The organism is Coprococcus sp. HCN-4056 (genome assembly GCF_037892645.1).
Taxonomy (GTDB): domain Bacteria; phylum Bacillota; class Clostridia; order Lachnospirales; family Lachnospiraceae; genus Coprococcus; species Coprococcus ammoniilyticus.
This window is the reverse complement of the sequence record NZ_JBBKBL010000007.1, coordinates 12,436-35,536: the sequence shown is the minus strand read 5'-3', so window position 1 is coordinate 35,536 and position 23,101 is coordinate 12,436. Positions and strand designations below refer to the sequence as shown.

22 protein-coding genes are annotated in these 23,101 nt (G+C 41.2%); 19 read left to right on the top strand and 3 right to left on the bottom strand.

The window, feature by feature from the left end:
* The first annotated feature begins 52 nt into the window (after positions 1 to 52).
* The 3 genes from WKT03_RS11380 (at position 53) to WKT03_RS11370 (ending at position 3,367) form a co-directional block, all read left to right on the top strand.
* Positions 53 to 769, top strand: a complete 717-nt coding sequence (locus WKT03_RS11380; RefSeq protein WP_173788808.1) for a hypothetical protein — start codon at positions 53 to 55, stop codon at positions 767 to 769.
* Between the two features lie 196 nt (positions 770 to 965).
* Entirely contained in the window at positions 966 to 2,639 is a 1,674-nt protein-coding gene (locus tag WKT03_RS11375; RefSeq protein ID WP_340392123.1) for a GGDEF domain-containing protein, read from the top strand.
* A 137-nt stretch (positions 2,640 to 2,776) separates the two neighbouring features.
* Positions 2,777 to 3,367 (top strand): zinc dependent phospholipase C family protein, encoded by a 591-nt coding sequence (locus WKT03_RS11370; protein WP_117808262.1) that lies wholly within the window; start codon positions 2,777 to 2,779, stop codon positions 3,365 to 3,367.
* Positions 3,368 to 3,458: 91 nt separating this feature from the next.
* Here WKT03_RS11370 and WKT03_RS11365 read toward each other — a convergent pair whose 3' ends face one another.
* Both WKT03_RS11365 and WKT03_RS11360 read right to left on the bottom strand, forming a co-directional pair.
* The gene (locus WKT03_RS11365) at positions 3,459 to 4,040 is read right to left on the bottom strand and encodes a chromate transporter (RefSeq protein WP_008402149.1); all 582 of its coding nucleotides are present in this window, start codon (positions 4,038 to 4,040) and stop codon (positions 3,459 to 3,461) included.
* Complete coding sequence (locus tag WKT03_RS11360; RefSeq protein ID WP_008402150.1) at positions 4,037 to 4,603, bottom strand: chromate transporter; 567 nt, start codon at positions 4,601 to 4,603, stop codon at positions 4,037 to 4,039. Before WKT03_RS11360 ends, WKT03_RS11365 begins: the two co-directional genes overlap by 4 nt.
* Positions 4,604 to 4,782: 179 nt before the next feature.
* On the opposite strand from WKT03_RS11360, the gene trkA reads away from it, so the two are divergent.
* Positions 4,783 to 6,192 (top strand): Trk system potassium transporter TrkA, encoded by a 1,410-nt coding sequence (trkA, locus tag WKT03_RS11355; RefSeq protein ID WP_021943181.1) that lies wholly within the window; start codon positions 4,783 to 4,785, stop codon positions 6,190 to 6,192.
* 37 nt (positions 6,193 to 6,229) lie between these two features.
* Positions 6,230 to 7,690, top strand: a complete 1,461-nt coding sequence (locus WKT03_RS11350) for a TrkH family potassium uptake protein (RefSeq protein WP_340392119.1) — start codon at positions 6,230 to 6,232, stop codon at positions 7,688 to 7,690.
* 59 nt (positions 7,691 to 7,749) lie between these two features.
* Here WKT03_RS11350 and WKT03_RS11345 read toward each other — a convergent pair whose 3' ends face one another.
* The gene (locus WKT03_RS11345; RefSeq protein WP_340392116.1) at positions 7,750 to 9,006 is read right to left on the bottom strand and encodes a PucR family transcriptional regulator; all 1,257 of its coding nucleotides are present in this window, start codon (positions 9,004 to 9,006) and stop codon (positions 7,750 to 7,752) included.
* 418 nt (positions 9,007 to 9,424) lie between these two features.
* Here WKT03_RS11345 and WKT03_RS11340 point away from each other — a divergent pair, with 418 nt between their 5' ends.
* From WKT03_RS11340 to WKT03_RS11275, 14 genes are all read left to right on the top strand, one after another.
* Complete coding sequence (locus tag WKT03_RS11340; protein ID WP_340392114.1) at positions 9,425 to 10,783, top strand: aspartate aminotransferase family protein; 1,359 nt, start codon at positions 9,425 to 9,427, stop codon at positions 10,781 to 10,783.
* Between the two features lie 312 nt (positions 10,784 to 11,095).
* Positions 11,096 to 11,863 carry a YdcF family protein gene (locus tag WKT03_RS11335; RefSeq protein ID WP_340392113.1) on the top strand — a complete coding sequence of 256 codons (768 nt, stop codon included), beginning with the start codon at positions 11,096 to 11,098 and terminating at the stop codon, positions 11,861 to 11,863.
* A 192-nt stretch (positions 11,864 to 12,055) separates the two neighbouring features.
* Positions 12,056 to 12,811: a response regulator transcription factor gene (locus tag WKT03_RS11330; protein WP_226801107.1), complete on the top strand. Its 756-nt coding sequence runs from the start codon at positions 12,056 to 12,058 to the stop codon at positions 12,809 to 12,811.
* A gap of 21 nt (positions 12,812 to 12,832) precedes the next feature.
* The gene (locus WKT03_RS11325; protein ID WP_117785775.1) at positions 12,833 to 14,416 is read left to right on the top strand and encodes a HAMP domain-containing sensor histidine kinase; all 1,584 of its coding nucleotides are present in this window, start codon (positions 12,833 to 12,835) and stop codon (positions 14,414 to 14,416) included.
* A 33-nt stretch (positions 14,417 to 14,449) separates the two neighbouring features.
* A complete protein-coding gene (locus WKT03_RS11320; protein ID WP_117785776.1) occupies positions 14,450 to 16,009 on the top strand; it encodes an AMP-binding protein in 1,560 nt (519 codons plus the stop codon).
* Between the two features lie 17 nt (positions 16,010 to 16,026).
* On the top strand, positions 16,027 to 16,254 hold the full coding sequence (locus WKT03_RS11315) for an acyl carrier protein (RefSeq protein ID WP_021943190.1): 228 nt from the start codon (positions 16,027 to 16,029) through the stop codon (positions 16,252 to 16,254).
* A 116-nt stretch (positions 16,255 to 16,370) separates the two neighbouring features.
* Entirely contained in the window at positions 16,371 to 17,960 is a 1,590-nt protein-coding gene (locus tag WKT03_RS11310; RefSeq protein WP_340392108.1) for an MBOAT family O-acyltransferase, read from the top strand.
* 17 nt (positions 17,961 to 17,977) lie between these two features.
* Positions 17,978 to 19,102, top strand: a complete 1,125-nt coding sequence (locus WKT03_RS11305) for an SGNH/GDSL hydrolase family protein (RefSeq protein ID WP_340392106.1) — start codon at positions 17,978 to 17,980, stop codon at positions 19,100 to 19,102.
* A gap of 324 nt (positions 19,103 to 19,426) precedes the next feature.
* Positions 19,427 to 20,413 carry a 2-hydroxyacid dehydrogenase gene (locus tag WKT03_RS11300; RefSeq protein WP_117785778.1) on the top strand — a complete coding sequence of 329 codons (987 nt, stop codon included), beginning with the start codon at positions 19,427 to 19,429 and terminating at the stop codon, positions 20,411 to 20,413.
* A gap of 14 nt (positions 20,414 to 20,427) precedes the next feature.
* Entirely contained in the window at positions 20,428 to 21,177 is a 750-nt protein-coding gene (gene truA, locus WKT03_RS11295; RefSeq protein WP_021943194.1) for a tRNA pseudouridine(38-40) synthase TruA, read from the top strand.
* 19 nt (positions 21,178 to 21,196) lie between these two features.
* Entirely contained in the window at positions 21,197 to 21,898 is a 702-nt protein-coding gene (locus tag WKT03_RS11290; RefSeq protein WP_008402167.1) for an AzlC family ABC transporter permease, read from the top strand.
* Between the two features lie 2 nt (positions 21,899 to 21,900).
* A complete protein-coding gene (locus WKT03_RS11285; protein WP_118483277.1) occupies positions 21,901 to 22,209 on the top strand; it encodes an AzlD domain-containing protein in 309 nt (102 codons plus the stop codon).
* A 131-nt stretch (positions 22,210 to 22,340) separates the two neighbouring features.
* On the top strand, positions 22,341 to 22,502 hold the full coding sequence (locus WKT03_RS11280; RefSeq protein WP_340392103.1) for a helix-turn-helix transcriptional regulator: 162 nt from the start codon (positions 22,341 to 22,343) through the stop codon (positions 22,500 to 22,502).
* The gene (locus tag WKT03_RS11275; protein WP_340392101.1) at positions 22,441 to 22,821 is read left to right on the top strand and encodes a hypothetical protein; all 381 of its coding nucleotides are present in this window, start codon (positions 22,441 to 22,443) and stop codon (positions 22,819 to 22,821) included. Before WKT03_RS11280 ends, WKT03_RS11275 begins: the two co-directional genes overlap by 62 nt.
* The last annotated feature ends 280 nt before the right edge of the window (positions 22,822 to 23,101 follow it).

Here is a 23,101-nt window from a genome sequence, read left to right as displayed (position 1 = left end):
TAGATCTGATAGGTTTACAGGGGTAAAATAAATATATGGGGAGACACCGGATATGAAAAAGACGATTTTATTATTAGGGGCAGTTGGAGTGCTTATGATGACAGGGTGTGCCGATGAAGGTATCACGACAGATTATGGAGAATGGGTAGCTACATCCGAATACAGTATGGATGGAACAACTGAGAATTACCGGACAATAGAAGTAGATGCGACAGCGGAGAAGACAGAAGCAGCATCAGAAAAAGAAGCGGGGGGAAGTTCAGATCATATGAATACACAGAAAAAAGACAGCACAACAGAAAAGACAGATGGGACAGAGAAAGCGAGATATTCGTGCGAGAATTATACATTTTATAGAGTAAATGATGATGTGGACCTGGCAGGCAGTTATTTGTTGTTAAATGTATATGAGGACGAAGCACTTGCAGAATATCATGGCCTGTTCATTGGTCAGATCGTTACATTATTTGGCGATAAGGAGACAACCGAGAATAATGAGGAGTTACTGGACTATACGATCGCGGCAGAAGATAAGGATGGTAAGGTGATCTATCTGACTTTATATTATGGGGCGTCAGGACCGGCAATCGGTGGCTTTGATGGTGACGAATATATGGCGGCTGCAGAAGAGCTGGAGAGGCTTGTCAGAACGACAGAGCCGATTGACTATGAGTGCACCAGTGTCTATGAGGATCTCGGCATGACGATCCGAATGGGCACCAGAAATGGACGGGGCTTTTATGAGACCGAGATGCCGGAAGGTATGTAAGACAGCGATTTTATATATGATATAAATATGGGGAGGCAAAGGGGGAAGAAAACTGAAGAAGAAAATCTTTTTTCAAAGGAATAAAAATACCAGACAGATGACAATGACGATTAATGTAGCTGTTTTTTTAGCATTGATTTTAGAAATCGTCATATTATATGTTGTTAATTTACAGGATTACAAAAGAACATCTCAGATGCTGATGAACCAGACGATGGAAGTAATTGAAAAAAATGACAGCCGGGAGAAAGAAATGCTGGAATCCTTAAAAGAGGATTATAAGGTTCGTGTCAATGCAGTTGCCTATATATTGGATGCAAAACCGGAGGTTGAAAATGATCTTAATGAGTTGAAAAAGATTGCAGCATTTATGTCTGTAGATGAGATCCATTTATTTGATGAGAATGGAGTTATTTACGGAGGAACTATTCCAAAGTATTATGGATACAGTTTTGATTCGGGAGAGCAAATGGCATATTTTACCCCCATGCTTCAGGATAAAGATCTGACAATGTGCCAGGATGTTATGCCAAATACATCTGAGGGGCGAAGCATGATGTATGCAATAACCTGGAATAATGCCGGAACAAAGATGATCCAGGTAGGAATAGAACCGAAGCGCCTGATTGATGAGATGAATCAGAATCAGATATCAGCAGTTATTTCCAATATGCCGATGTATACAGGCATCAATATATTTGTTGCGGATAGTGGAGATGGCAAAATCCTTGGAAGTACAAAAGCAGCAATGGTTGGTAAAACGCTGAATGATGTCGGTATATCCCGTGATAAGGTTACTGAACAGGCAGATGTCCCTGCAATATGCTACAGGAACATAGATGGTATTGTGAGCCGGTGCGCTTTCGACCGGACAGATGACTATATCGTTGTGGTTACCTGCAATTTACTTTCGAATATAAAGACAGATGTTATCATAATGGTGATTATGATCGTGTATTTCATAATTGCTGCGAAAGCACTCGCAAGTATGTTTACAAAGCTTGACAGGGTAAGGCGCAGTGCCTATACAGATGAACTGACAGGGTGTTTTAACCGGAAAGCATATCAGGAGAATGTGGAAGAATACTGGAAATCACCGGATATGGTATATATATCCATGGATGTCAATGGATTGAAAAAGGTAAATGATCATCAGGGGCATGCGGCAGGCGATGAATTGCTTCAGGGAGCTGTGGAGTGCATGATGAAGAGCTTTAACGGATATGGACGGGTATACAGATTTGGCGGTGATGAGTTCGCAGCAATTGTGTTTGCAGATAGCAGAAGACTCAAAAAGATTATAGATGATTTTAAGGAACGGATGAACAAATGGTCCGGAAAGAAAGTATCAGATGTATCTGTGTCTCTGGGATATGCGGAGAAGTGCGAAAGGCAGTGGGAGAATTTTGAGGAACTTGCAGAGCAGGCGGATGAGAGAATGTATGCCTGTAAGGCAGAATACTACAGTAAAAAGGGAGAAGACCGGAGAAAATTGCAGGCTGCACATAATGCACTTACAAAGCTATATACTAAAGTACTTATCATTAATCTTACACAGAATTCATATCAGATTGTAAGTATTGACAGAGAAAGCTTAAAGAACAGTGTGTTTTCGGCAAAGCTTTCAGACTGGTTTGCGACATTTGCAAATTCAGATGAATTGTATCCGGATGACAGACAGGCATTTTTGCAGAAGACTTCACTTCAAAATCTAAAAAAGAATATCAATGGCACCGGAAAGTCATACAGCATCATATACAGGAGAAAATATGGCGAAGAGTATAAGGATACAATGATGGAGATCCTGGCTGCGGAAGACTATACGGATGATAGTCAGGTATGTTATCTCTGTGTAAGATGTCTTGGTTAGTGTAAAAATTGTTAGAAAATTTTTCTAATTTCAAGAAAATTCTGTGAAATGGCTTGTATTTCATACTTCCTGCGGTAAAATATAGATAGGAACAACGGAAAAAGTTGTGCCGAGTTAAAAGTGGGAAGGAGACTGATATGAAAAAAAGAAGTCATTTATTTGTAACCAGAGAAATCATAGAACAGGTTCCACAGAACAAAAGGAAGTGGTTATTGTTAGGCAGTATTCTGCCGGATATATTGGTTCATACCTATATTAAGAAGCATACCTGGAAAAGTTCATTTGATAATACAGTCAACCGGATACAGAAGCTGGAAGAAAAGGGGAAGAACAGCAGATATTCTTTCCTGAAACTCGGATATGTACTTCATTATGTGGAGGATTTCTTCACATATGCGCATAACTCCATTTTTGAAGGCGGTTTTTCTGAACATGTTGCATATGAAAGTGGATTTCAGAAGTTTTTATTTGGACATGGACATGTAGAACAGGAAGAAACGAGCCGGATCGGTGAAATGGTTCATTCCGTGGAGGAAGCGGTCGAGTATCTGAAGAAAAACCATGCACTGTATATGACGGAGGCCGGAGATAATGAAACGGATGCACGCTATATTCGGAATGCATCAAAAACCATCGGTACGTTTCTGGTGCGGGCATTTGCTATGAACAGTGTGGCAGCAGAGGAGTATGTTCCGGCATACGCGCTTGCTCCATCCTATCGAAAATAAAAGGCAGAGCAATCTGATATAAAAGGATAATTATGACTGCCAATGAAAAATATGAAGTCACCTGATACTTTGCATTGTATCAGGTGACTTTTTATCTGATGTGTTCGGCGATCACGGATACCACGATCCCCAGAACCGCGGAAAGCAGGATCAGGGAGATCGCTGACAGCTTCTGCTTCCATTTGCGCCGGATGAAGAAATAGATTCCTGCAAGCAGGCACAGAATGATGATAGCAGGGATATTCACATCATATTCGGATAAGCTGACATACCCGGTAGACTTTAACAGCATGTTGATTCCGGTTGCAAGGATCAGGGCCAGGATAACCGGTTTGATGCCATACAGGAAGCCCTGCACGTAGGTATTTTTCGTCAGATTTTTTATAACTGCGGCAATTAATAATATAATAAAAAAGGACGGCGTGATGACACCGAGAGTAGCGACGATACCGCCTGGAAGTCCTGCCTGCGTCGATCCGACATAGGTCGCCATGTTGACTGCGATCGGACCCGGTGTAGATTCGCAGACACCGATGAAATTGTAAAAGGCATCTTCACTCATCCAGTTATGGCGGATGACAGCATCCTGGATCAGCGGTATCATGCCGAAGCCGCCTCCGAAGCTGAACAGTCCTACTTTAAAGAATTCAATAAACAATGTCAGATATATCATTTGTCTGCATCCTCCTTTCGGATTCTTTTAAAAGAGGTACAAAAAATTCCGATGATGCCGCCTGCGAGGATCAGAAGAATTGCATTCACGGATTTGGAAAGCAGTTCTCCGATCACCATGATTATAAAAGTAACTACAAATACAAGAACCGGTATTTTTTTTCGGTCGAGTGTTTTCATCATGCTGATTCCGGTTGTAAGGATCAGAAAAGCAACAGCACATTTAATGCCAACGAAGGCATATGCTACATATTTATTTGCAATGAAAGCATCAAAAAACAGAGAAATGACAAATATAATAATAACGGATGGGATACAGACACCGAGGGTGGCTGCCAGACTTCCGCGGAAGCCTCTTTGTTTATAACCGACAAAAGTAGCGAGGTTGATCGCCAACGGCCCGGGCGTTGATTCAGCGATCGCAATCACTTCGATCAGTTCGTCTTCCGTGAGCCAGTTTCGTTTTGCAACTACTTCTTCCCGGATCTGTGCGATCATCGCATAACCGCCTCCAAATGTAAATAATCCGATTTTGAAAAAATTAATAAATAAAGAAAACAACATATTAAATCCTCCAGACAGGAGTATAGCACAGAATCAAACTAAACTTTAAATAAAATTTTCAAATATCACTGTACATATAGAAAAAAAATGTTACAATCGAGATTGACGCTATAATAAAGTGAGCGTTTTATGCACAAAAGATATGTATAATATATAGCCGAAGTCGGTGGAGGTAAGTGATGTTTAAGCAACGAGGCGCGAAGAAAACGGGTCTTAATATATTGATCATAGGATGCGGTAAGGTCGGAACGGCACTGACCAGACAGTTATGCAAGGAAGGGCATGATATAACAGTCATTGATAAAAATGCGGATAAGGTTGAGATGAACGTCAATCAGTATGACGTTATGGGAATCTGCGGAAATGGTGCAAGCTACAGTGTGCTGATGGAAGCCGGTGTGGAGAATGCCGATCTTGTGATCGCAGTAACAAATTCTGACGAGCTGAACCTGCTTTGTTGTACGATCGCAAAACAGGGACGTGACTGCGCAACGGTAGCGCGTGTCAGAAATCCGGACTACAGCAAGGAGATAAAATATCTGAAAAAGAGTCTGGGACTTACCATGGTCATCAATCCGGAGCTTGAAACAGCAACGGAGGTTGCGCGTGTACTTTATATGCCGACAGCTTTGGAGATCAATTCCTTTGCACATGGTCAGGCAGAGATGACGAAGATCAAGATTCCGGAGCATAATATGTTAGACGGACTGTCTGTGGCACATCTTGGTCAGCAGCTTATGGATCGAGCGAAGAATATCAATATTCTGATTTGTGCGGTTGAAAGAGATGGAGAAGTCTATATTCCATCCGGTCATTTTAAACTGCATGCAGGAGATGTTCTTTCGTTTGTAGGATCCCGTCCGATGAGCCGTGCATTTCTTGATTTTATCGGATTCAAGACAAATCGTGTCAGTGATGCGATGATCGTCGGCGGTGGTGACGTTGCATATTATCTTGCAAGTCAGTTGATCAATATGGGAATCAATGTAAAGATCATTGAGAAAGAGAAGGATCGTTGTGAGCGACTCAGTATTCTGCTTCCGAAAGCAGTTATTATCAATGCAGACGGAACCGATCAGGATGTATTAAAGGAAGAAGGCTTAAGCAATGCAGAATCCTTTGTTGCTTTAACTGGGATTGACGAGGAAAATATCCTCCTGACACTGCATGCCAGACATGTTTCGGATGCAAAGACCATCACGAAGATCAACCGTAGTAATTTCAAGGAAATAATTAATAATCTGAACCTTGGAAGTGTATTTTATCCGAGTTTTATTACAGCGGAGACTATTACTGCTTATGTTCGTGCGAAATCAAATACACGTTCCATGAACAGCTGTGTGCAGACGTTATATCATATGTTTGATTTCCGGGTAGAGGCGATCGAGTTCCGTGTGGATGAAGCATCCGAGGTAACGGGTAAGCCACTGATGGATCTGAAGTTAAAGAAGGATGTTCTGATCGCGTTTATCAATCGAAACGGTACGATCATTACACCATCCGGTCATGATACGATCGAAGTCGGGGATACCGCTATGGTAGTAACGACCCATACAGGATTTAATGATATCAGGGATATTCTGGTATAAGTAATGAGTATTTTTGTAAAAGGGAAAATAGGAAGCTATGAATCGGTCAATGATTTTATACGTAGTCGGACATGTGGTCATGCTGGAGGGGGTTATGCTTCTTCTGCCATGTCTGGTTTCGTTGATTTATCAGGAAAGTGAAGGAATTGATTATCTGGTGATGGCAGTTATCTGTATGCTGATTGGAGCCATCATTGTAAAACATAAACCTAAAGTAAATGTATTCTATCTGAAAGAGGGTTGTATCGCTACAGCATTGAGTTGGATAGCACTGAGTATATTTGGTGCACTTCCAATGTGCATATCAGGAGATATCCCATCTTTCACAGATGCGTTATTTGAGACGATCTCCGGTTTTACAACCACAGGAGCCAGTATCTTAAACGATGTGGAAGCATTATCCCGGACGACGTTGTTCTGGCGAAGCTTTACACACTGGATCGGTGGCATGGGTGTGCTGGTGTTTCTGCTTGCGGTATTGCCGCTTAGTGGCGGATCAAATATCAATCTGATGAAAGCAGAGAGCCCGGGACCTTCTGTTGGTAAGCTTGTACCGAAGATCAAGTATACGGCGCGAATATTATATGTTATCTACATTGTATTAACGGCTATAGAGATCATCTTGTTAATAGCTGGGAAAATGCCGGTATTCCATGCATTCTGTACCGGATTCGGAACAGCGGGTACAGGTGGATTCGGAACAAAGAATGATAGCTTTGCCAGCTTTTCGCCATATCTGCAGTGGGTGGTAACGATCTTTATGATCTTATTCGGTGTGAATTTTAATGCATACTATCTGATTTTATTTGGCAATATCAAAAAGGCATTGAAGATGGATGAGGTGCGAACCTATTTCCTCATTATTGTGGCGGCGATCGCAGTTCTTGTATTGAATCTGATTCATACAATGGATGGATTCTGGACAGTACTCCGTCATGCATCGTTCCAGGTCGCTTCGATCATAACAACAACCGGATTCTCCAGTGTGGATTTTGACCTGTGGAACCAGACATGTAGGACGATACTGGTTATTCTGATGTTCATTGGTGCATGTGCAGGCAGTACCGGTGGTGGTATCAAGGTATCCCGATTTATCATCGTGGTAAAAAGTGTGATAAAAGAGTTGAATTCCTATCTGCATCCAAAAAGTATCAAGAAGATCAAAATGGACGGCAAGCCGGTAGAGCATGAAGTGGTACGTGCGGTAAATGTATATTTTATAACATTTATCATCCTGTTTACAACATCCGTACTGCTGATCTCCTTTGAGGGAAAAGATATGACATCAAACTTTACTGCGGTTGCGGCAACGATCAATAACATCGGACCGGGACTGGAGCTGGTAGGACCAACGAAGAATTTTAATGTATATGGTACATTTTCCAAATATGTGTTGATGTTCGATATGCTTGCCGGAAGACTGGAGCTGTTCCCATTGCTCTTGTTGTTCTATCCGCCGGCATGGAAAGAATTACTGGCGGTCAGACGCAGAAAATAACAGGCCAATTAATGACCGGATATATGATGTACATGATATTAAAATGTGTTGCAGCAGATTCAGGGAAACAAATCCAGATAACTATGAACTTGAAATGCGGTCATCAGTTCAAAACGAGTGGACGGATCATCTAAAGCAAGATGTAAGTCCTCCCTTAATATACGGACACGATAATTGACGGTGTTCCTGTGACAGAACAGGGCACCGGCAATTTTTTGTATACTGCCATCACAGAGCAGATACTGATAGAGTGTTTCCAGATAATTCGTATGGTGCTGCTCATCGTATGTAATGATGGATCCCAGGGTATCGTTTACATATTCTCTAAGAACATCCATATCACTTACAGATAAAAGAAGCTTATAGAATCCCATATCATCGAAGAAGAACAGGCTACTGTTCTTTTTTTGTGCCATCAGGGCGGCGCACTGTCCCTGTAAAAATGCCTGACTTAATCCAATCAGATCTTTGGTTGGCGCACTGATTCCGATATACATGGAAGTTGTTCCGGCAGATTCTCCCATATAATACAGAAGCCGTGTAAGCTCCTGTTCAAGCCGTTCATTTGACCGTGCGGGGCTGATCAGCAGAGTATAGTCGGTGCCGTTGACAAATGTATATGGCAGATTATAGATTCTGACCAGACGTGTCAACAGATTCTGAAGAAAACTTCCGGCGGTATTTGCATAACCGGATGAGATGGTGGAATGCTCAGACTGCTGGATAGAGGTATTTGTCTGTGCAGCGGTTGGTTTCATGGATGCTGTATCACGCAGATCTGATATATATACGAGATGGTATTGTGCATCCGCCTGAAAACCATGTTCATATAAGACAGGCAGGCTGATTTCCATCAGAGCTTTGTCATTTGGGTGAAGGATCACGCGCGAAAGGGCTGTTGAGATTGCCTGACTGGTCTGGGTATCATCAAATATCCGATTGTAATAATCGTGTGTGATATCGAAGATCCGTGTTTCCCATGGCATAAGAAAGAGCGGGTAATGCTTCCGATCGCACAGCATACGGATACGGTCGGAGATATCGGAACGGTTCAGATGTCCGCCGATATTGATAATAAGGCCGCAGGTTTTATGCTCGATCAGCCCTTTGATGAAGTTATATAACCAGTATTCATTTCCGCATAGAACGCCGGTTGTAATGATTAGTTCACCGCCATGCAGGAATTCCAATGTACCGGGATCTTCTGATATATAGACCCAGTTCATCAGATGATCCAGTCCTTCTTCCCCTGCGATCAGATCCAGACCATAGGTGCTTTTTGTTTCTTTATATAAATCTCTTAATAATATTGCCATATATAAGATCCTTTCTTGGCAGAATTTGATAATTGTTATTTGTCTATGTATAAGAAGTCCGTTCAATCAAAATATGATCTGCGCGTATCGGCTTGGCGGTGGCTTATTGATTTGAAGCAGTTTGAACATGATTGCCTAATATTTGCTTAATTATATAAGGTTTATATTAGCTGCTGCTTAATATAATAAACCACTGATTTGTGCTATGAATTACAATAACCCAACAATACCATAGAAAATATGTGCCTGTCAAACATATGATTGTGCTATAAGCACAAATCAGGGCGGGAGTTTTGTGCTGGCGGGATATGGTGATCGGTTTTTATGAATGGCATACTGTAGAAAATTCAAAAGAGCAAATAAATGAACGGCACAGATACAAAAGCCGTTCGAATTAAGAAGATGGAGGATGATACATATGTTAAGAACAGATTTACCGGAAATAATAACAGAGACTTTACCTGGCCCTAAGGCACAGGCAATCATAGACAGGAGAGCGCAGGCCGTTCCAAATGCGATCCGTTGCGGATATCCGGTCGTTATAGAACGTGGTGAAGGCGCTATGATCGAGGATGTTGATGGCAACAAGTTCTTGGACTGGATCGGTGGTGTCGGTGTATTGAATATCGGATTTTCCCAGCCGGAGGTTGTTGAAGTAGTAAAAGCACAGGCAGATAAATATTTCCACGGCATGTTCAATGTCGTAACACATGAAGGCTATGTAGCACTCGCAGAGAAGTTATCCGGTATTGCACCTGTAAAGGGCGACAGCAAGAAAGCATTCTTTGCAAATAGTGGTGCAGAAGCAGATGAGAATGCAGTTAAGGTAGCAAAGGCATATACAAAGCGTCCAAATATCATCGTATTCTCCGGTGCATTCCATGGTAGAACACATTTTACAATGGCGATGACATCCAAGAAAGCATATGCAAAAGATATGGGACCGTTAGCAGCCGGTGTGTTCCGTGCACAGTTCCCATATTATTATAGAAATCCGGAAGGAATGCCTGAGAATAAGGCAGTTGATTACTATATCAGATCTATCTACGATGTATTTGAACAGTGTGCGGCAGCGGACACGATCGCAGCGATCGTTGTTGAGCCGCTTCAGGGCGAAGGTGGTTTCATCCCTGCACCGATCGAATGGGTAAAAGCAGTCCGTAAGATCTGTGATGAAAATGGTATCCTGTTGATCGCAGATGAGGTACAGAGCGGTTTCTGCAGAACCGGTCGTATGTTTGCTTCTGTTTACTGGCAGGAGGCCGGTGTAGAGCCGGATATCATCGCAACAGCAAAATCCATCGCAGCCGGCGTGCCATTATCAGCCATTATTGCAAGAACTGAGGTTATGGATGCAGTTCCGGCAGGAACGATCGGTGGAACCTATTGTGGAAATCCACTGGCATGTGCCGCATCCTTAAAGACGATCGAGATTATGGAGAGAGATCATCTGGCAGAGCGTTCCTGTGAGATCGGTAAGAAAGTAACAGAGCGTTATCTGGAAATGCAGAAGAAATATCCGGTTATCGGTGATGTCAGAGGACTTGGCGGTATGATCGGTATCGAATTCGTAAAAGATCAGGAAACAAAAGAACCGGATGCAGCATTTACATCTGACCTGATCCAGACTTGTGCGAAGAAAGGTCTGTTAGTAGAAGGTGCAGGAACCTACAACAATGTAATCCGTTTCCTTGCACCACTTGTAATGACAGATGAGCAGCTTGCAGCCGGTCTTGATATTTTTGAAGCGTCTATTAAGGAATGTCTGAAACATTAATAATCATTAGAAATTATAAGAAATAATTTAAAATGATTTAAAATCATTAGAAATCATTTTAAATCAGTGTATAATACAGTCATTTTGGATAATGAATTGCTCCAAATGGAGCGATTCGTTGCCTGAAATGGCTGTTTTTTGTTAAAAACAGTATATAATAGTGTTTAAATATAATGTAACCGGATCATTTATAAATCTTAATCGCTCCGCAATATAGATGATGGCATTTTGATGCATTTGGATGCTATAAACATGGAGTGAACTCCAGAAAAGGGAGAATTATATAAAAAGACGGGAGGTATGCAGGGAAAATTGAAGAAATTATGGCTTAGAATAGTATTATTCATAGCAGGATTTGCAGGAGTATTCATATTTCTGTATCCATTTGTTACGAAGGGGATTAAAAACATAGGAAATCTTACGGGAGTTGTTCTTGGTATCTGCCTGATCTTATATGCAGCATGGTTTCACAGAGTGAATCGCCGGGTGAAAAAATGGATGACCCGGACTGCCGGAAAAGTAATATGCGGGATCGTTTTGCTGATTGTATTAGTTGCAGTTGGATTTGCGGCAGCAGGTACGATATGCATGGTACGGGCATCGAAGAGCGCTCCGAAGGATGAAACGGTTATGATCGTGCTTGGCTGTGGTGTAAATGGCGATCGCCCAAGCCTGATGCTGACGGAACGCTTAGATGCGGCATGTGATTATCTGAACACACATGAAGAGGTTGTGTGTATTCTGTCCGGTGGACAGGGAAAAGGTGAGAATATCAGCGAAGCGGAGTGCATGTACCGGTATCTGACAGAAAAAGGAATTGCACAGGACCGTTTATATAAGGAAGACCGGTCAACCTCGACCCGAGAGAATCTTCTATATTCAAAGAAGATCATAGAGGAGAAGAATCTGGATCCGCAGGTTATTATCGTAACAAATGAATTTCATGAATACCGTGCATCTGTTATTGCAGAACATACAGGTATAAAACCATCGGCGGTGTGCGGGAAAACAGCGTGGTGGTTATTGCCAACTTATTATCTGAGGGAACTTTACGGAATCGTCTTTGAATGGATTTTTTAGATAGCTTAAACAAAAAACTTAAGAATCTTAAAAATTTAGATACAAAAAGGATGTAATTTTCTGGTATAACCTGACTTAACAAATCTTAACAACACCTGACGCATACTTGAATTATAGATGCAAATGCTATAATGTTGGGGTGGTTATTGAAAGTTAAAATCAGGGCATATTAGAAAAAGAGAGGATATGGTTATGATTTTAAAAAATAACAAAACAATAGATGAAGAGAAGGAAAAGGGATTGTTGTCCGAACAGGAAGCGAAGATTCTGATCGTAGATGATGAAAAGGATATCCGGAAGCTTGTAGGTATTTACCTGAAAAAGCAGGGGTATAAAACATTGGAAGCAGAGAACGGACAGATGGCGATCGATATTATGAAAGAACATTCGGATATTGATCTGGTTATTATGGATATTATGATGCCTGGAATGTCGGGAACCGAAAGCTGTGCGGCTATCCGGGAATTCTCATCGGTTCCGGTGCTGTTCTTAACAGCCAAGACGCAGGAACCGGACAAGAATGAGGCATACGATATCGGTGGAGATGATTTCTTAAGTAAGCCATTTGAACAGAGTGAGCTGATCCGGAAGGTGAAAGCACTGATCCGACGTTATAATGTTTATAAAGGAAGAGAAGATAATGCGGATGGAATACTTCGTGTCGGAACAATATCGATCGATCCATACAAGCGTGTGGTAACGAAAGAAGACGAAGTCATCCATCTGACGGATAAAGAATTTGCACTGCTGTTTTTTCTTGTGAAGAATCGTGGTAGATCCTGGAATCTGGATGAACTATATGAGAATATCTGGCAGGAAAAATATCTTCCTTCATCGTCCAATACGGTCATGGTGCATGTGCTCAGGCTTCGACAGAAGATCGAGGAGAATCCGGCACAGCCTGAGATCATAAGAACGATTTATGGAAAAGGATATCAGGTGGATTAAAGCCTGAAAAGGTCAGACGGAATGAAAGACAGAGAAACGAGACAAAAGAATAGACGGGAAAAAAGAACAGACGAGAAGCTTACCTTAAATACGAAGCTGGTTCTGGTTATTGCAGGAAGTCTGTTACTTGCAGTCGGTTTGTTCTTCGTTTGGCTGAAAACTACAGTATATATAATTGACAAAAAGTATCTGGACGAGACAGCCACAGCCCGGCGAACAGACGAGAAGATCGACCGCTTTTCCGATTATGTCAGGGATAATAAGGTAAAATCAACAGATATGAATGCTATTCTCAGATGGCAGCAGGAAGAGGGAAGTGTATATCTTCTTGTATATCAGAATGAGAATGTAATATATGATTCAACAAAACAGAAAAGACGTACCGCGATGGAGCGTTTTTTTAATAAGATAACAAATGGAAACAAGAAGGGCAGAAAGCTTGCAGAGTCTGAAGAAGACAAGAAGCAGATGCTGAATAATATTAAAAACAAACGGCTGGTTGAGATTTACAGGAAGAAAAAAGAATATAAGAGACAGACAGAAAAGACAAATGAAAATGTTGGCAATGATATAGCATCTTCTGAGTCAGAATATAAAGAAACAAATCCGGTCGATACTTCAGATGTAGAAGAATTAGCATCTCAGTATGGAAATTATGCATTTTATTCTGTGCGGTTCGAGGATGGTCTGTATGATGTCTGTATCGTGGATTACTCAGAGAAAAGAGTTTACTATTTCTGGATGACAATTGGTTTTCTGGTGTGCTCGTTTATCTTTATGATGTTTGTTATGATCTATAACGGTCGTGTGGTAAAGCGTGTAAGACGTTTGACACGGGAGGTATCCAGAATCAAAAAGAACGATATCAATGCAGCTATCACAAAATCCGGAAATGATGAGATCTATGTGCTGGCGGATAATATTGACAGTATGAGAAATTCGATCATTCAGCAGATGAGCAAAGAAAAAGAAGCCTGGCAGGCGAACCGGGATCTTGTCACAGCAATGGCACATGATATCCGGACACCGCTTACGGTATTGAATGGGTATCTGGATCTTCTGGAAACAAGTCAATTTGATTCGGAAGAAGAGTATAAGCAGTACGTTGATATCTGCGTGGATAAGGCAGGGCAGTTAAAAGATCTGTCAGACAAGCTGTTCCGTTACTTCTTCGTATATTCCGGACATACGGATGAACTGAAGATGGAAAAGTTTCCGGCAAAAGAATTTTTCCAACAGATGATCGGTGAATATATGTGTCTGTTAGAAGAAAAAGGAATTACATTCCAGATTAAGACGGAGGATAATTCACCGAAGATACAGATTGATGCCCCATATCTGAAACGGTTGTTTGATAATATATTTACGAATATAAGAAAATATTCGGATTACAGCAAACCGGTAGATATTAAGTACAGTACATCGGATACGAAGGTAACATTGGTGATCAGTAATCATATAAGCAAAAGCAGAAATGAAGCAGAAAGCACAAGGATAGGAATTAAGACCTGTGAGAAAATTGCACAGGAAATGAACATAGACTTTTCAGTAAAAGAGAAGAAAGGGCAATATACAGTAACACTTGTATTTGCAATCGTGGAATAAAGGAGGTCCGGACAGGTTCCGGTAAAGAAAGATATGAAGAATGTACTTGAATTTATTGAAGGCTCAGCAGCTAAATATCCAGACAAATTAGCAGTTGCCGATGTTAACGGAGGACTCACTTATAAAGAACTGGAGAAAACTGCAAAACAGGTTGGAGCATGGTTATATCAGGGACTTGGCGGATGCAAGAATCGTCCGGTTGTTGTACTTCTTGATAAGGAACCGAAGAGTGTGGCAGCATTCATGGGTGCTGTATATAGCGGAAACTTTTATGTGGTCATAGATGCGGAGATGCCGGTTGACAGAGTGAATAAGATCTTAAAGGCATTGAAACCGGAGGCTGCCATAACCGATAATAAGCATCTCGATAAAGCAAAAGAGCTGCATGTTGAAACAGAGGACGGCAAGGGCTATGCACCAAAGATTTTCAATCTGGATGAGATGGATCAGGAAGCAGACCAGAGTTGTCTGGCAAAGGTAAGAGCCAATATGATCGATACGGATCCGGTGTATGCATTATTTACTTCCGGTTCGACAGGTGTTCCAAAGGGTGCGGTTATATCACATGCAAATATTCTTTCTTATATTACATGGTATACAGAAGCCTTTGATATCAACGAGACAACAATATTTGGAAATCAGACCCCATTTTATTTTAGTATGTCTGTTTCAGATTTATATAGCACATTGAAAAATGGCGCAACATTGTATATAATACCAAAAGCATATTTTTCATTCCCAATCAAGCTCATGGAATTCCTGAATGAGAAAAAGGTTAATACGATCTACTGGGTTCCATCGGCGCTTTCGATCATTGCAAATTATAAGATGTTCCAGTATGCTAAGCTTCCGGATCTGAAAAAAGTGTTATTTGCAGGCGAGGTTATGCCGACAAGACCATTGAATTACTGGATCGAGAATCTGCCGGATGCCATGTATGCAAACCTGTTTGGCCCGACAGAGACAACCGATATTTGTACCTACTATGTGGTAAACAGAAAGTTTCGTGACGATGAGCCCCTTCCAATGGGAAATGCATGTAACAACTGTGATGTATTTGTACTTGGAGAAGATGGCAAGGTGGTTTCGCCGGAGATCAATCCGGAGACAGGCTTCAGTGCAGAAGGTGAATTATATGCCAGAGGTTCCTTTGTCGCTCTTGGATATTATGGAAATGAAGAAAAGACAAAAGAAGCCTTTGTCCAGAATCCGTTAAACCCGAATTATCCGGAACTGATCTACAAGACAGGTGATCTTGTAAAATATAATAAATATGGCGAACTGGTCTATATATCAAGAAAAGATTATCAGATCAAACATATGGGTTATCGTATCGAGCTCGGCGAGATCGAAGCGGCTGCCGGTGCGATCGAAGGTATCCGAAGCTATGCATGTATCTACGATGATGCAGAGGATAAGATCGTATTTATATATGAAGGTAAGAAACTGGATGATGCATTCCTGCTTGGGGAATTCAAGAAAAAAGTTCCACATTATATGGAACCGAACCAGTTTGTAAGAGTGAAGAGTATGCCACACAATCAAAATGGAAAAATTGATCGTAAGTGGTTGAAAAATAACTATAAATTATAAGAAATGAGGAAAAAGAAATGGATGAATTATTAGAGATTTTAAACGAAGTAAAACCAGGTGTTGATTTTGAAAATGATACAGACCTGATCGGCCATGGCGTCTTAGATTCCATCACAATGGTAACACTTGTTATGGAATTAAATGATGCATTTGATATCGAGATCACACCTGTAGATATCGTTCCAGAGAACTTCAAAACAGTTCAGACGATCTATGATATGATCCAGAGACTCAGTGATGATTAATTAGTTTACAGACTGAGGAAAAAAGAAATACTGGGAATAAACCGGACGGCCTTTTGTAATACGTACAGAAAATGACTGCCCGGTAGATTTTCGGTATCAGTGATAGGGAGAAAAAAATGTCTTATACATCTATAGCTTATTTGGGATTTATATTGATGGGATCCTTCTTTTTCTACTCGATCGTGCCATTAAAGCACAAATGGAAGGTTCTGCTGATATTCAGTTATCTGTTCTATTTTATTAATTCCGGAAAATATATTGTATTTATATTGTTCAGTACCTTGTCGATCTATTTTGGCGGTCTGCTGCTGAATAAGATTGATGATGGCTTCAGTATGGCAAAGAAAGCCTTGCCAAAGGAAAATAAAAAGGAATTCAAGTCGATCATCGGATGGCAGAAAAAATGTGTCTGTGTATCTATTGTATTATTAAATCTTGGTATTCTTGTATATCTGAAATATTCCGTATTCTTCGGACAGGTGTTCTGTGATATATTAAGTATTTTCCATATTAAGATATCCAATCCAATGCAGAATATGATGCTGCCGCTTGGTATCTCGTTCTACACCTTATCGGCGATCAGCTACATTGTAGATGTATACCGTGGTAAATACAAAGCCTCCGATAATCTTGGAAAGGTTGCTTTGTTCCTGGTATTCTTCCCACATATCGTGGAAGGCCCGATCGGACGTTTTGATCTGCTGGGAGATCAGGTATATGAAGGACATCCGTTTGATTATAAAAATGCAACAATGGGACTTCAGCTTGTGTTCTGGGGTCTGTTTAAGAAGATCGTAATTGCTGACCGTGCAAATATGTATGTAAATCAGATTTTTAATTTCCACGATCAGTATGACGGACTGTATGTCATCATAGGAATGCTGTTGTACACCTTACAGTTGTATGCAGAGTTTTCCGGTTGTATGGATATCGTCCGCGGTAGTGCGCAGATGTTTGGCATCGAGCTGTCGGAAAACTTTGCAAGACCGTTTATGTCAAAGACAGTCAGCGAGTTCTGGAGAAGATGGCACATGACACTTGGTGCATGGTTTAAGGATTATGTATTTTATACCATCTCTCTATCCAAGGCATTTATGAAGCTGAGCAAGAAGACAAGAGAGAAGTTCAATGCGTTCTTTGCAACCCTGATCCCGACCTCAATTGCCATGCTTGCAGTATGGTTTGGAACCGGTATCTGGCATGGAGCAAGCTGGAAGTATGTTATGTACGGTATTTATTACTGTCTGATCATGATCCTCGGACTTTTGACAGAACCATTATTCAGAAAATTATTTGAAAAAATGCATGTGAACCGCGAAGGTAAGATCTATAAGGCTCTTCAGGTTGTGAGAACCTTTATCTTTGTTAATATCGGTATGCTGATGTTCCGTGCAGATGATCTGAAGATCTTCGGACAGATGTTTATATCGATGTTCCGGAATCTGTCATGGGATCCGATCCGTTATGGTGAATTGTTTGATGTCCGGATTGGTATGAGTGATTTCCTGTTACTGCTTTTTGGAGCAATTGTGTTGCTGTTGGTTGGCTTGTATCAGGAACAGGGACGTCATATCAGAGAAGATATTGCAACAAAGAATATTGTATTCCGTTGGGTATTATATTATGGACTGATCTTTTCCGTGATCATCCTTGGAGCATATGGAAGCGGATATGAAGTCGCAGGCTTTATATACGCACAATTTTAGGATAGATGGTGAACGATATGAAAAAAGACAAAACAAAAAATATAATAAAATGTATCCTGTTTTTCATCATTTTCTGTGTACTGATGGGAGTTCTGTCGGTTGTATTCTATCCGAAGACCAGTGACCCGGAAGGTGGTTTGTCAAATCCGAATGCCAGAGGCTTCTATGGAGAACCGAGAAATTCGCTGGATGTTGTTGTCATGGGGAACAGTAACGCATACAGTGCCTACTCTCCAATGATGATGTGGAAGAACTATGGAATTCCAACCTATGTTGCGGCGGAGGGAGCGCAGAATATTGCAGAGACAGTCAATGTCCTTCAGGAAGTACTGACCTGCCAGAAACCGAAGCTGGTTGTTTTGGATGTGGATCTGTTGTGGCAAGGTAAGACACAGGTATCCAGAGTAGAGGGAAATGTCAAATCCCTGATCTATAAATATATTCCGATCATGAAGTATCATGACAGGTGGAAAACACTGGCACTTAAGGATAGCTTTAAGAAAAAATCATATACTTATCGTTCCAGTACAAGGGGTCAGTATCTGAGCAGAACGGTTATGGCTTATACAGGTGAAGATAAGATGGTAGAGACAAAGGATATTGAACCGGTACCGAAGTCTTCCAGAATTTTTCTTAAGATGTTCCTGGATATCTGCAAAGAGAACAATGTTGAAGTTATGTTTGTTGAGATGCCGACAGCAAGCTCATGGAATTATAAAAAACATAATGGTATGACCCAGTACGCAAAGAAATTAGGAATCCCATTCCTTGATCTGAATACGGTAAAGGGCAAAAATAAGATCAACTGGGGAACAGATACCAGAGATGGCGGAAAACATCTGAACTGTTACGGTGCAAGAAAAGTAACAAGAGAGATAGGAAAATATATTTCAAAACATTATTCATTTGAAAATAAGAAAAAAGATTCCCGGTATACTGACTGGAATAAACAGTATAAGGTATACAAAAAGTATATGAAGAATCCTGCAACTGTTATTACGGTAGATGAGAATGGCGAACAGACTCAGACAACCGTTGAGGCTGAAAAAATAAATAAACAATCGGCCGGAAAAAAGGATAAAAAAAAGAACAAAAAAAGCAGTGATAAGAAAACTACGACAACTACAAAAAACAATAAGTAATAAATAATATGAACAGGAATGATCAGAAGGATTGAAAGAATCAGAAGACAATTCCTGTGAGAAAAGAGATTGTTTTGTATCGGTAAAAGATACAGGATGATCTCTTTTTATCTGTAAAGAGTGTTGGGTGATGAGAAACGATTTATAATAGATAATTTTATTTGTGTAAATGCATGGATGTTGTGATAAAATGGCAATGAAATGTAAATAATAGTTGCAGAAATATAGAATTATACAGGCATACCGAAAAATAAGCGAAAATATGGCAGTATACGATGCTTTTACAGATGCCTGGCAGCAGGATATGATAGGAGGATATGGAATATGAAGATTTTATTTTATGATACGAAGAAATATGACAGAGATTCATTTGAAAAGATATTACCGGAATATTCAGATCTGGAGGTAGAGTTTTTAGAAGCAGACCTTTCGCCGAGAACAGCAGCTCTTGCAAAAGGATATGATGCGATCTGTGCATTTGTAAGTTCCGATGTCAGTGAAAAAGTAGTTGAGTGTCTGGCTGTAAATGGTGTAAAATTAGTGTTAATGCGCTGTGCCGGATTCAATAATGTAGATCTGGATGCAGCAAACCGTTGTGGTATCACGGTGCTCCGTGTTCCGGGTTATTCACCGGAGGCGGTTGCAGAGCATGCGATGGCACTGGCACTTGCGGTTACCAGAAGAATTCATAAGAGCTATATCAAGGTTCGTGAGAATAATTTCAGTCTGGTAGGTCTTACAGGTATGAACTTCTATGGCAAGACCGCGGGTATCATCGGAACCGGTAAGATCGGAGCAGCTATGTGCCGGATCTGTCATGGATTTGGCATGAAGGTTCAGGCATATGATATGTACCGGAATCCATCCCTGGATTTTGTAGAGTATGTGGATCTGGATACGCTGTTATCGACCAGTGATCTGATCTCTCTTCACTGTCCGCTGACAGATGATTCGTACCATATGATCTGCACAGAGACGATCAATAAGATGAAGGATAATGTGATCCTTGTAAATACATCGAGAGGCGCACTGATCAAGACGGAGGATCTGATCACAGGAAATCGGAATAAGAAATTCTTCGGTATCGGTCTGGATGTGTATGAGGAAGAAACAAATAATGTATTTGAGAATCGTGAGGATGATATTCTGGAATCCTCGATCACGGCAAGACTGCTGTCATTCCCGAATGTCATTGTAACCTCCCATCAGGGCTTCCTGACGGAAGAAGCACTGGAAGCAATCAGCCGTACCACACTGGACAATGCGAGAGATTATGAGAATGGCACGATCAAGGATATAAACGCCGTGTAGAAAAGGAAACGATTATGCAGAATTACAGATTTCTGATCGCCTATGATGGAACGAGATATCATGGGTGGGAACATAAAAAAGACGTTGTGACCATACAGGGAAAGATCGAATCAGTGCTTTCCCTGATGGCAGGCGAAGAAGTACGGATCAACGGAGCGGGAAGAACCGATGCAGGTGTGCATGCAAGGGCAATGGTCGCAAGCGGCCCGGTTCCGACAGATAAGACACCGGAGGAGATTCGAGATTATATGAATCATTATCTGCCGGATGATATCTGCATTTTGGAGGTTACTCCGGCAGCAGAACGGTTTCATGCAAGATTTAATGCAAAGGGCAAGCATTACCGTTACACGATCTATCGTGGCAGGCTGAAGCCGGTATTTGACCGGAAATACGTCTGGACTCTGGATGAGGGTGAGACGATCGACTGTGAACGGATGCGAAAGGCAGCAGCTTATCTGGTCGGTGAACATGATTTCAAGAGCTTCTGTGGCAATAAGCAGATGAAGAAATCGACGGTTCGGAAGTTATTTGCGATCGATATTAAGGAAGATGGCGATTATGTGATTCTTGATTTCCACGGAGCCGGATTCTTACAGAATATGGTTCGTATCCTGACTGGTACTCTGGTAGAGGTCGGGGCAGGCAGAATGGAACCGGCATACATGGAAGAGGTGCTTACAGGCCGGTGCAGACAGCTCGCAGGGCCGACCGCACCACCACAGGGCTTGTGCCTGATGCAGGTTGATTATGAAAAAAAGTAATATGGAGTAAGTAGTACAAATGAATGAATTTAAAAATGGGCTGAAGGATGGAATTCCGATCGCCCTAGGGTATTTTGCAGTTAGTTTTAGTTTTGGTATTCTTGCGATCAAAGGCGGACTCAGTGTCTTTCAGGCAGTTCTTACCAGCGTTACAAATGTTACAAGTGCCGGTCAGTTTGCCGGACTTCAGATCATCATTGCCGGGGGAACGATCCTTGAGGTGATCCTCACTCAGCTTATCATCAATCTGAGATATGGTCTGATGAGTCTTTCACTTACGCAGAAGTTAGCTGACGATGTAGGCATCTGGAAGCGTCTGATCATCGCATTTGCAAATACAGATGAGATCTTTGCAGTTGCAATGGGATATTTCAAAGAAGTGACCTTTCCGTATATGTTAGGACTTCAGATCCTTCCGATCCTTGGCTGGGGCGGTGGTACATTTGCCGGAGCAGTAGCCAGCGGGCTGCTTCCAAAGTCTGTGTGCAGCGCACTCAGTCTTGCACTTTATGGCATGTTCGTGGCAATCGTTGTTCCGGTTGCCAAGAAGTCAAAATCTGTGTTATTTGTGGTATGCGTTGCAGCTTTGTTCAGTATTCTTTTATATTATGTTCCGATATTCCACTTTATCTCGACCGGAATATCGATCGTTATATGTACAGTAGCGGCAGCAGCAATCGGTGCGATCGTTGCACCGGTTAAGAAAAAAGGAGAAGAATAGAGATGAGTGTATATACATATATTATCGCAATGGCGGTTGTCACATATCTGATCCGTGCAGTGCCATTGGTGTTATTCAGAAAAAAGATAGAGAATCGGTTTTTAAGTTCGTTTTTATACTATGTGCCATATGCCTGCCTAACGGCACTTACCCTTCCGGCGATTTTCTACAGTACGGAAAGTGTTATCAGTGCGATCGCAGGATTTGTCGTAGCGGTTATCCTTGGTATCCGTGAAAAAGGGCTGGTAGTTGTAGCGGCTGCCGCCTGTGTGACAGTGTTTGTAGTGGAGAGAATATTGGCGTTTTTATAGGGGTTGTGAATCTGAAAAGTGAGGACAAAGAACTTGCTATATCGCCGACCTGGAATGTAAAAGACTTTTGACACGCTAAAAACCCTGATGTCAATGTCCTTTGATAGCGAAAATATGACTTTTTGATTAGTATGAGTATACTAGGAGGTGAAGAGATGGAACTCGGAAAACAAATAAAAAAATATCGTCAGGAAGTACAATTATCCCAAGAGGAGTTAGCCGATCGAGTTTATGTTTCAAGACAAACAATCTCAAATTGGGAAAATGAACCGCTATGGAAAAATCTACACTAAAATGCTGATTGTCACTGCAATTTCGGCAGTTCCGCTATTTATGTGGCTTGGCGTTTGGGCATTCATCCCTTGGGGAATCATTTGGGCACTCTCTATGTACTTTGCCGTTCAGGTTGAAAAGGTAAAAAAAGATAATGATGTTCAAACCTATAAAGAAATTGTTGCATTTTCTGAGGGGAAACTATTGGATGATATACAAAAGCAGAGAGAAATAGGTAAACGCCCATATCAGAAGATTTTTTTAGTTATAGGTAGTGCACTGATAACATTTGTTGTTTGCGTATTAATCGGATTTCTGATGCATATTTTTATGAACTAATAGTGGTAGACCGTAAACTTCCGGTTTAGAGAGAACGTAGAAATGATTCGATTTTGTCCAAAGGATGAGATACAAAATACAATATACGAATAAATAAAGATGATTGGTTTTATGATAAGACTGGTCGTCTTTATTTTTTCGGAGTTTGATATGCAACTATAGGGAATTAAAACTTAGTGAAAAAGTGCAGTAAGTTTTAAGTTGTAGGAGTGTGCTCCATGTATGACTGTTGAAGATGCGATTAATTATTTGACGTTAAGCGTGCTACAGTGAGTGAGCA

What these genes read in the sequence shown, in the direction of transcription:
- WKT03_RS11380 (WP_173788808.1), top strand. Translation starts at nt 53, where the DNA reads ATGAAAAAGACGATTTTATTATTAGGGGCAGTTGGAGTGCTTATGATG.
- WKT03_RS11375 (WP_340392123.1), top strand. Translation starts at nt 966, where the DNA reads ATGCTGATGAACCAGACGATGGAAGTAATTGAAAAAAATGACAGCCGG.
- WKT03_RS11370 (WP_117808262.1), top strand. Translation starts at nt 2,777, where the DNA reads ATGAAAAAAAGAAGTCATTTATTTGTAACCAGAGAAATCATAGAACAG.
- WKT03_RS11365 (WP_008402149.1), bottom strand. Translation starts at nt 4,040, where the DNA reads ATGATATATCTGACATTGTTTATTGAATTCTTTAAAGTAGGACTGTTC.
- WKT03_RS11360 (WP_008402150.1), bottom strand. Translation starts at nt 4,603, where the DNA reads ATGTTGTTTTCTTTATTTATTAATTTTTTCAAAATCGGATTATTTACA.
- trkA (WP_021943181.1), top strand. Translation starts at nt 4,783, where the DNA reads ATGTTTAAGCAACGAGGCGCGAAGAAAACGGGTCTTAATATATTGATC.
- WKT03_RS11350 (WP_340392119.1), top strand. Translation starts at nt 6,230, where the DNA reads ATGAATCGGTCAATGATTTTATACGTAGTCGGACATGTGGTCATGCTG.
- WKT03_RS11345 (WP_340392116.1), bottom strand. Translation starts at nt 9,006, where the DNA reads ATGGCAATATTATTAAGAGATTTATATAAAGAAACAAAAAGCACCTAT.
- WKT03_RS11340 (WP_340392114.1), top strand. Translation starts at nt 9,425, where the DNA reads ATGTTAAGAACAGATTTACCGGAAATAATAACAGAGACTTTACCTGGC.
- WKT03_RS11330 (WP_226801107.1), top strand. Translation starts at nt 12,056, where the DNA reads ATGATTTTAAAAAATAACAAAACAATAGATGAAGAGAAGGAAAAGGGA.
- WKT03_RS11325 (WP_117785775.1), top strand. Translation starts at nt 12,833, where the DNA reads ATGAAAGACAGAGAAACGAGACAAAAGAATAGACGGGAAAAAAGAACA.
- WKT03_RS11320 (WP_117785776.1), top strand. Translation starts at nt 14,450, where the DNA reads ATGAAGAATGTACTTGAATTTATTGAAGGCTCAGCAGCTAAATATCCA.
- WKT03_RS11315 (WP_021943190.1), top strand. Translation starts at nt 16,027, where the DNA reads ATGGATGAATTATTAGAGATTTTAAACGAAGTAAAACCAGGTGTTGAT.
- WKT03_RS11310 (WP_340392108.1), top strand. Translation starts at nt 16,371, where the DNA reads ATGTCTTATACATCTATAGCTTATTTGGGATTTATATTGATGGGATCC.
- WKT03_RS11305 (WP_340392106.1), top strand. Translation starts at nt 17,978, where the DNA reads ATGAAAAAAGACAAAACAAAAAATATAATAAAATGTATCCTGTTTTTC.
- WKT03_RS11300 (WP_117785778.1), top strand. Translation starts at nt 19,427, where the DNA reads ATGAAGATTTTATTTTATGATACGAAGAAATATGACAGAGATTCATTT.
- truA (WP_021943194.1), top strand. Translation starts at nt 20,428, where the DNA reads ATGCAGAATTACAGATTTCTGATCGCCTATGATGGAACGAGATATCAT.
- WKT03_RS11290 (WP_008402167.1), top strand. Translation starts at nt 21,197, where the DNA reads ATGAATGAATTTAAAAATGGGCTGAAGGATGGAATTCCGATCGCCCTA.
- WKT03_RS11285 (WP_118483277.1), top strand. Translation starts at nt 21,901, where the DNA reads ATGAGTGTATATACATATATTATCGCAATGGCGGTTGTCACATATCTG.
- WKT03_RS11280 (WP_340392103.1), top strand. Translation starts at nt 22,341, where the DNA reads ATGAGTATACTAGGAGGTGAAGAGATGGAACTCGGAAAACAAATAAAA.
- WKT03_RS11275 (WP_340392101.1), top strand. Translation starts at nt 22,441, where the DNA reads ATGTTTCAAGACAAACAATCTCAAATTGGGAAAATGAACCGCTATGGA.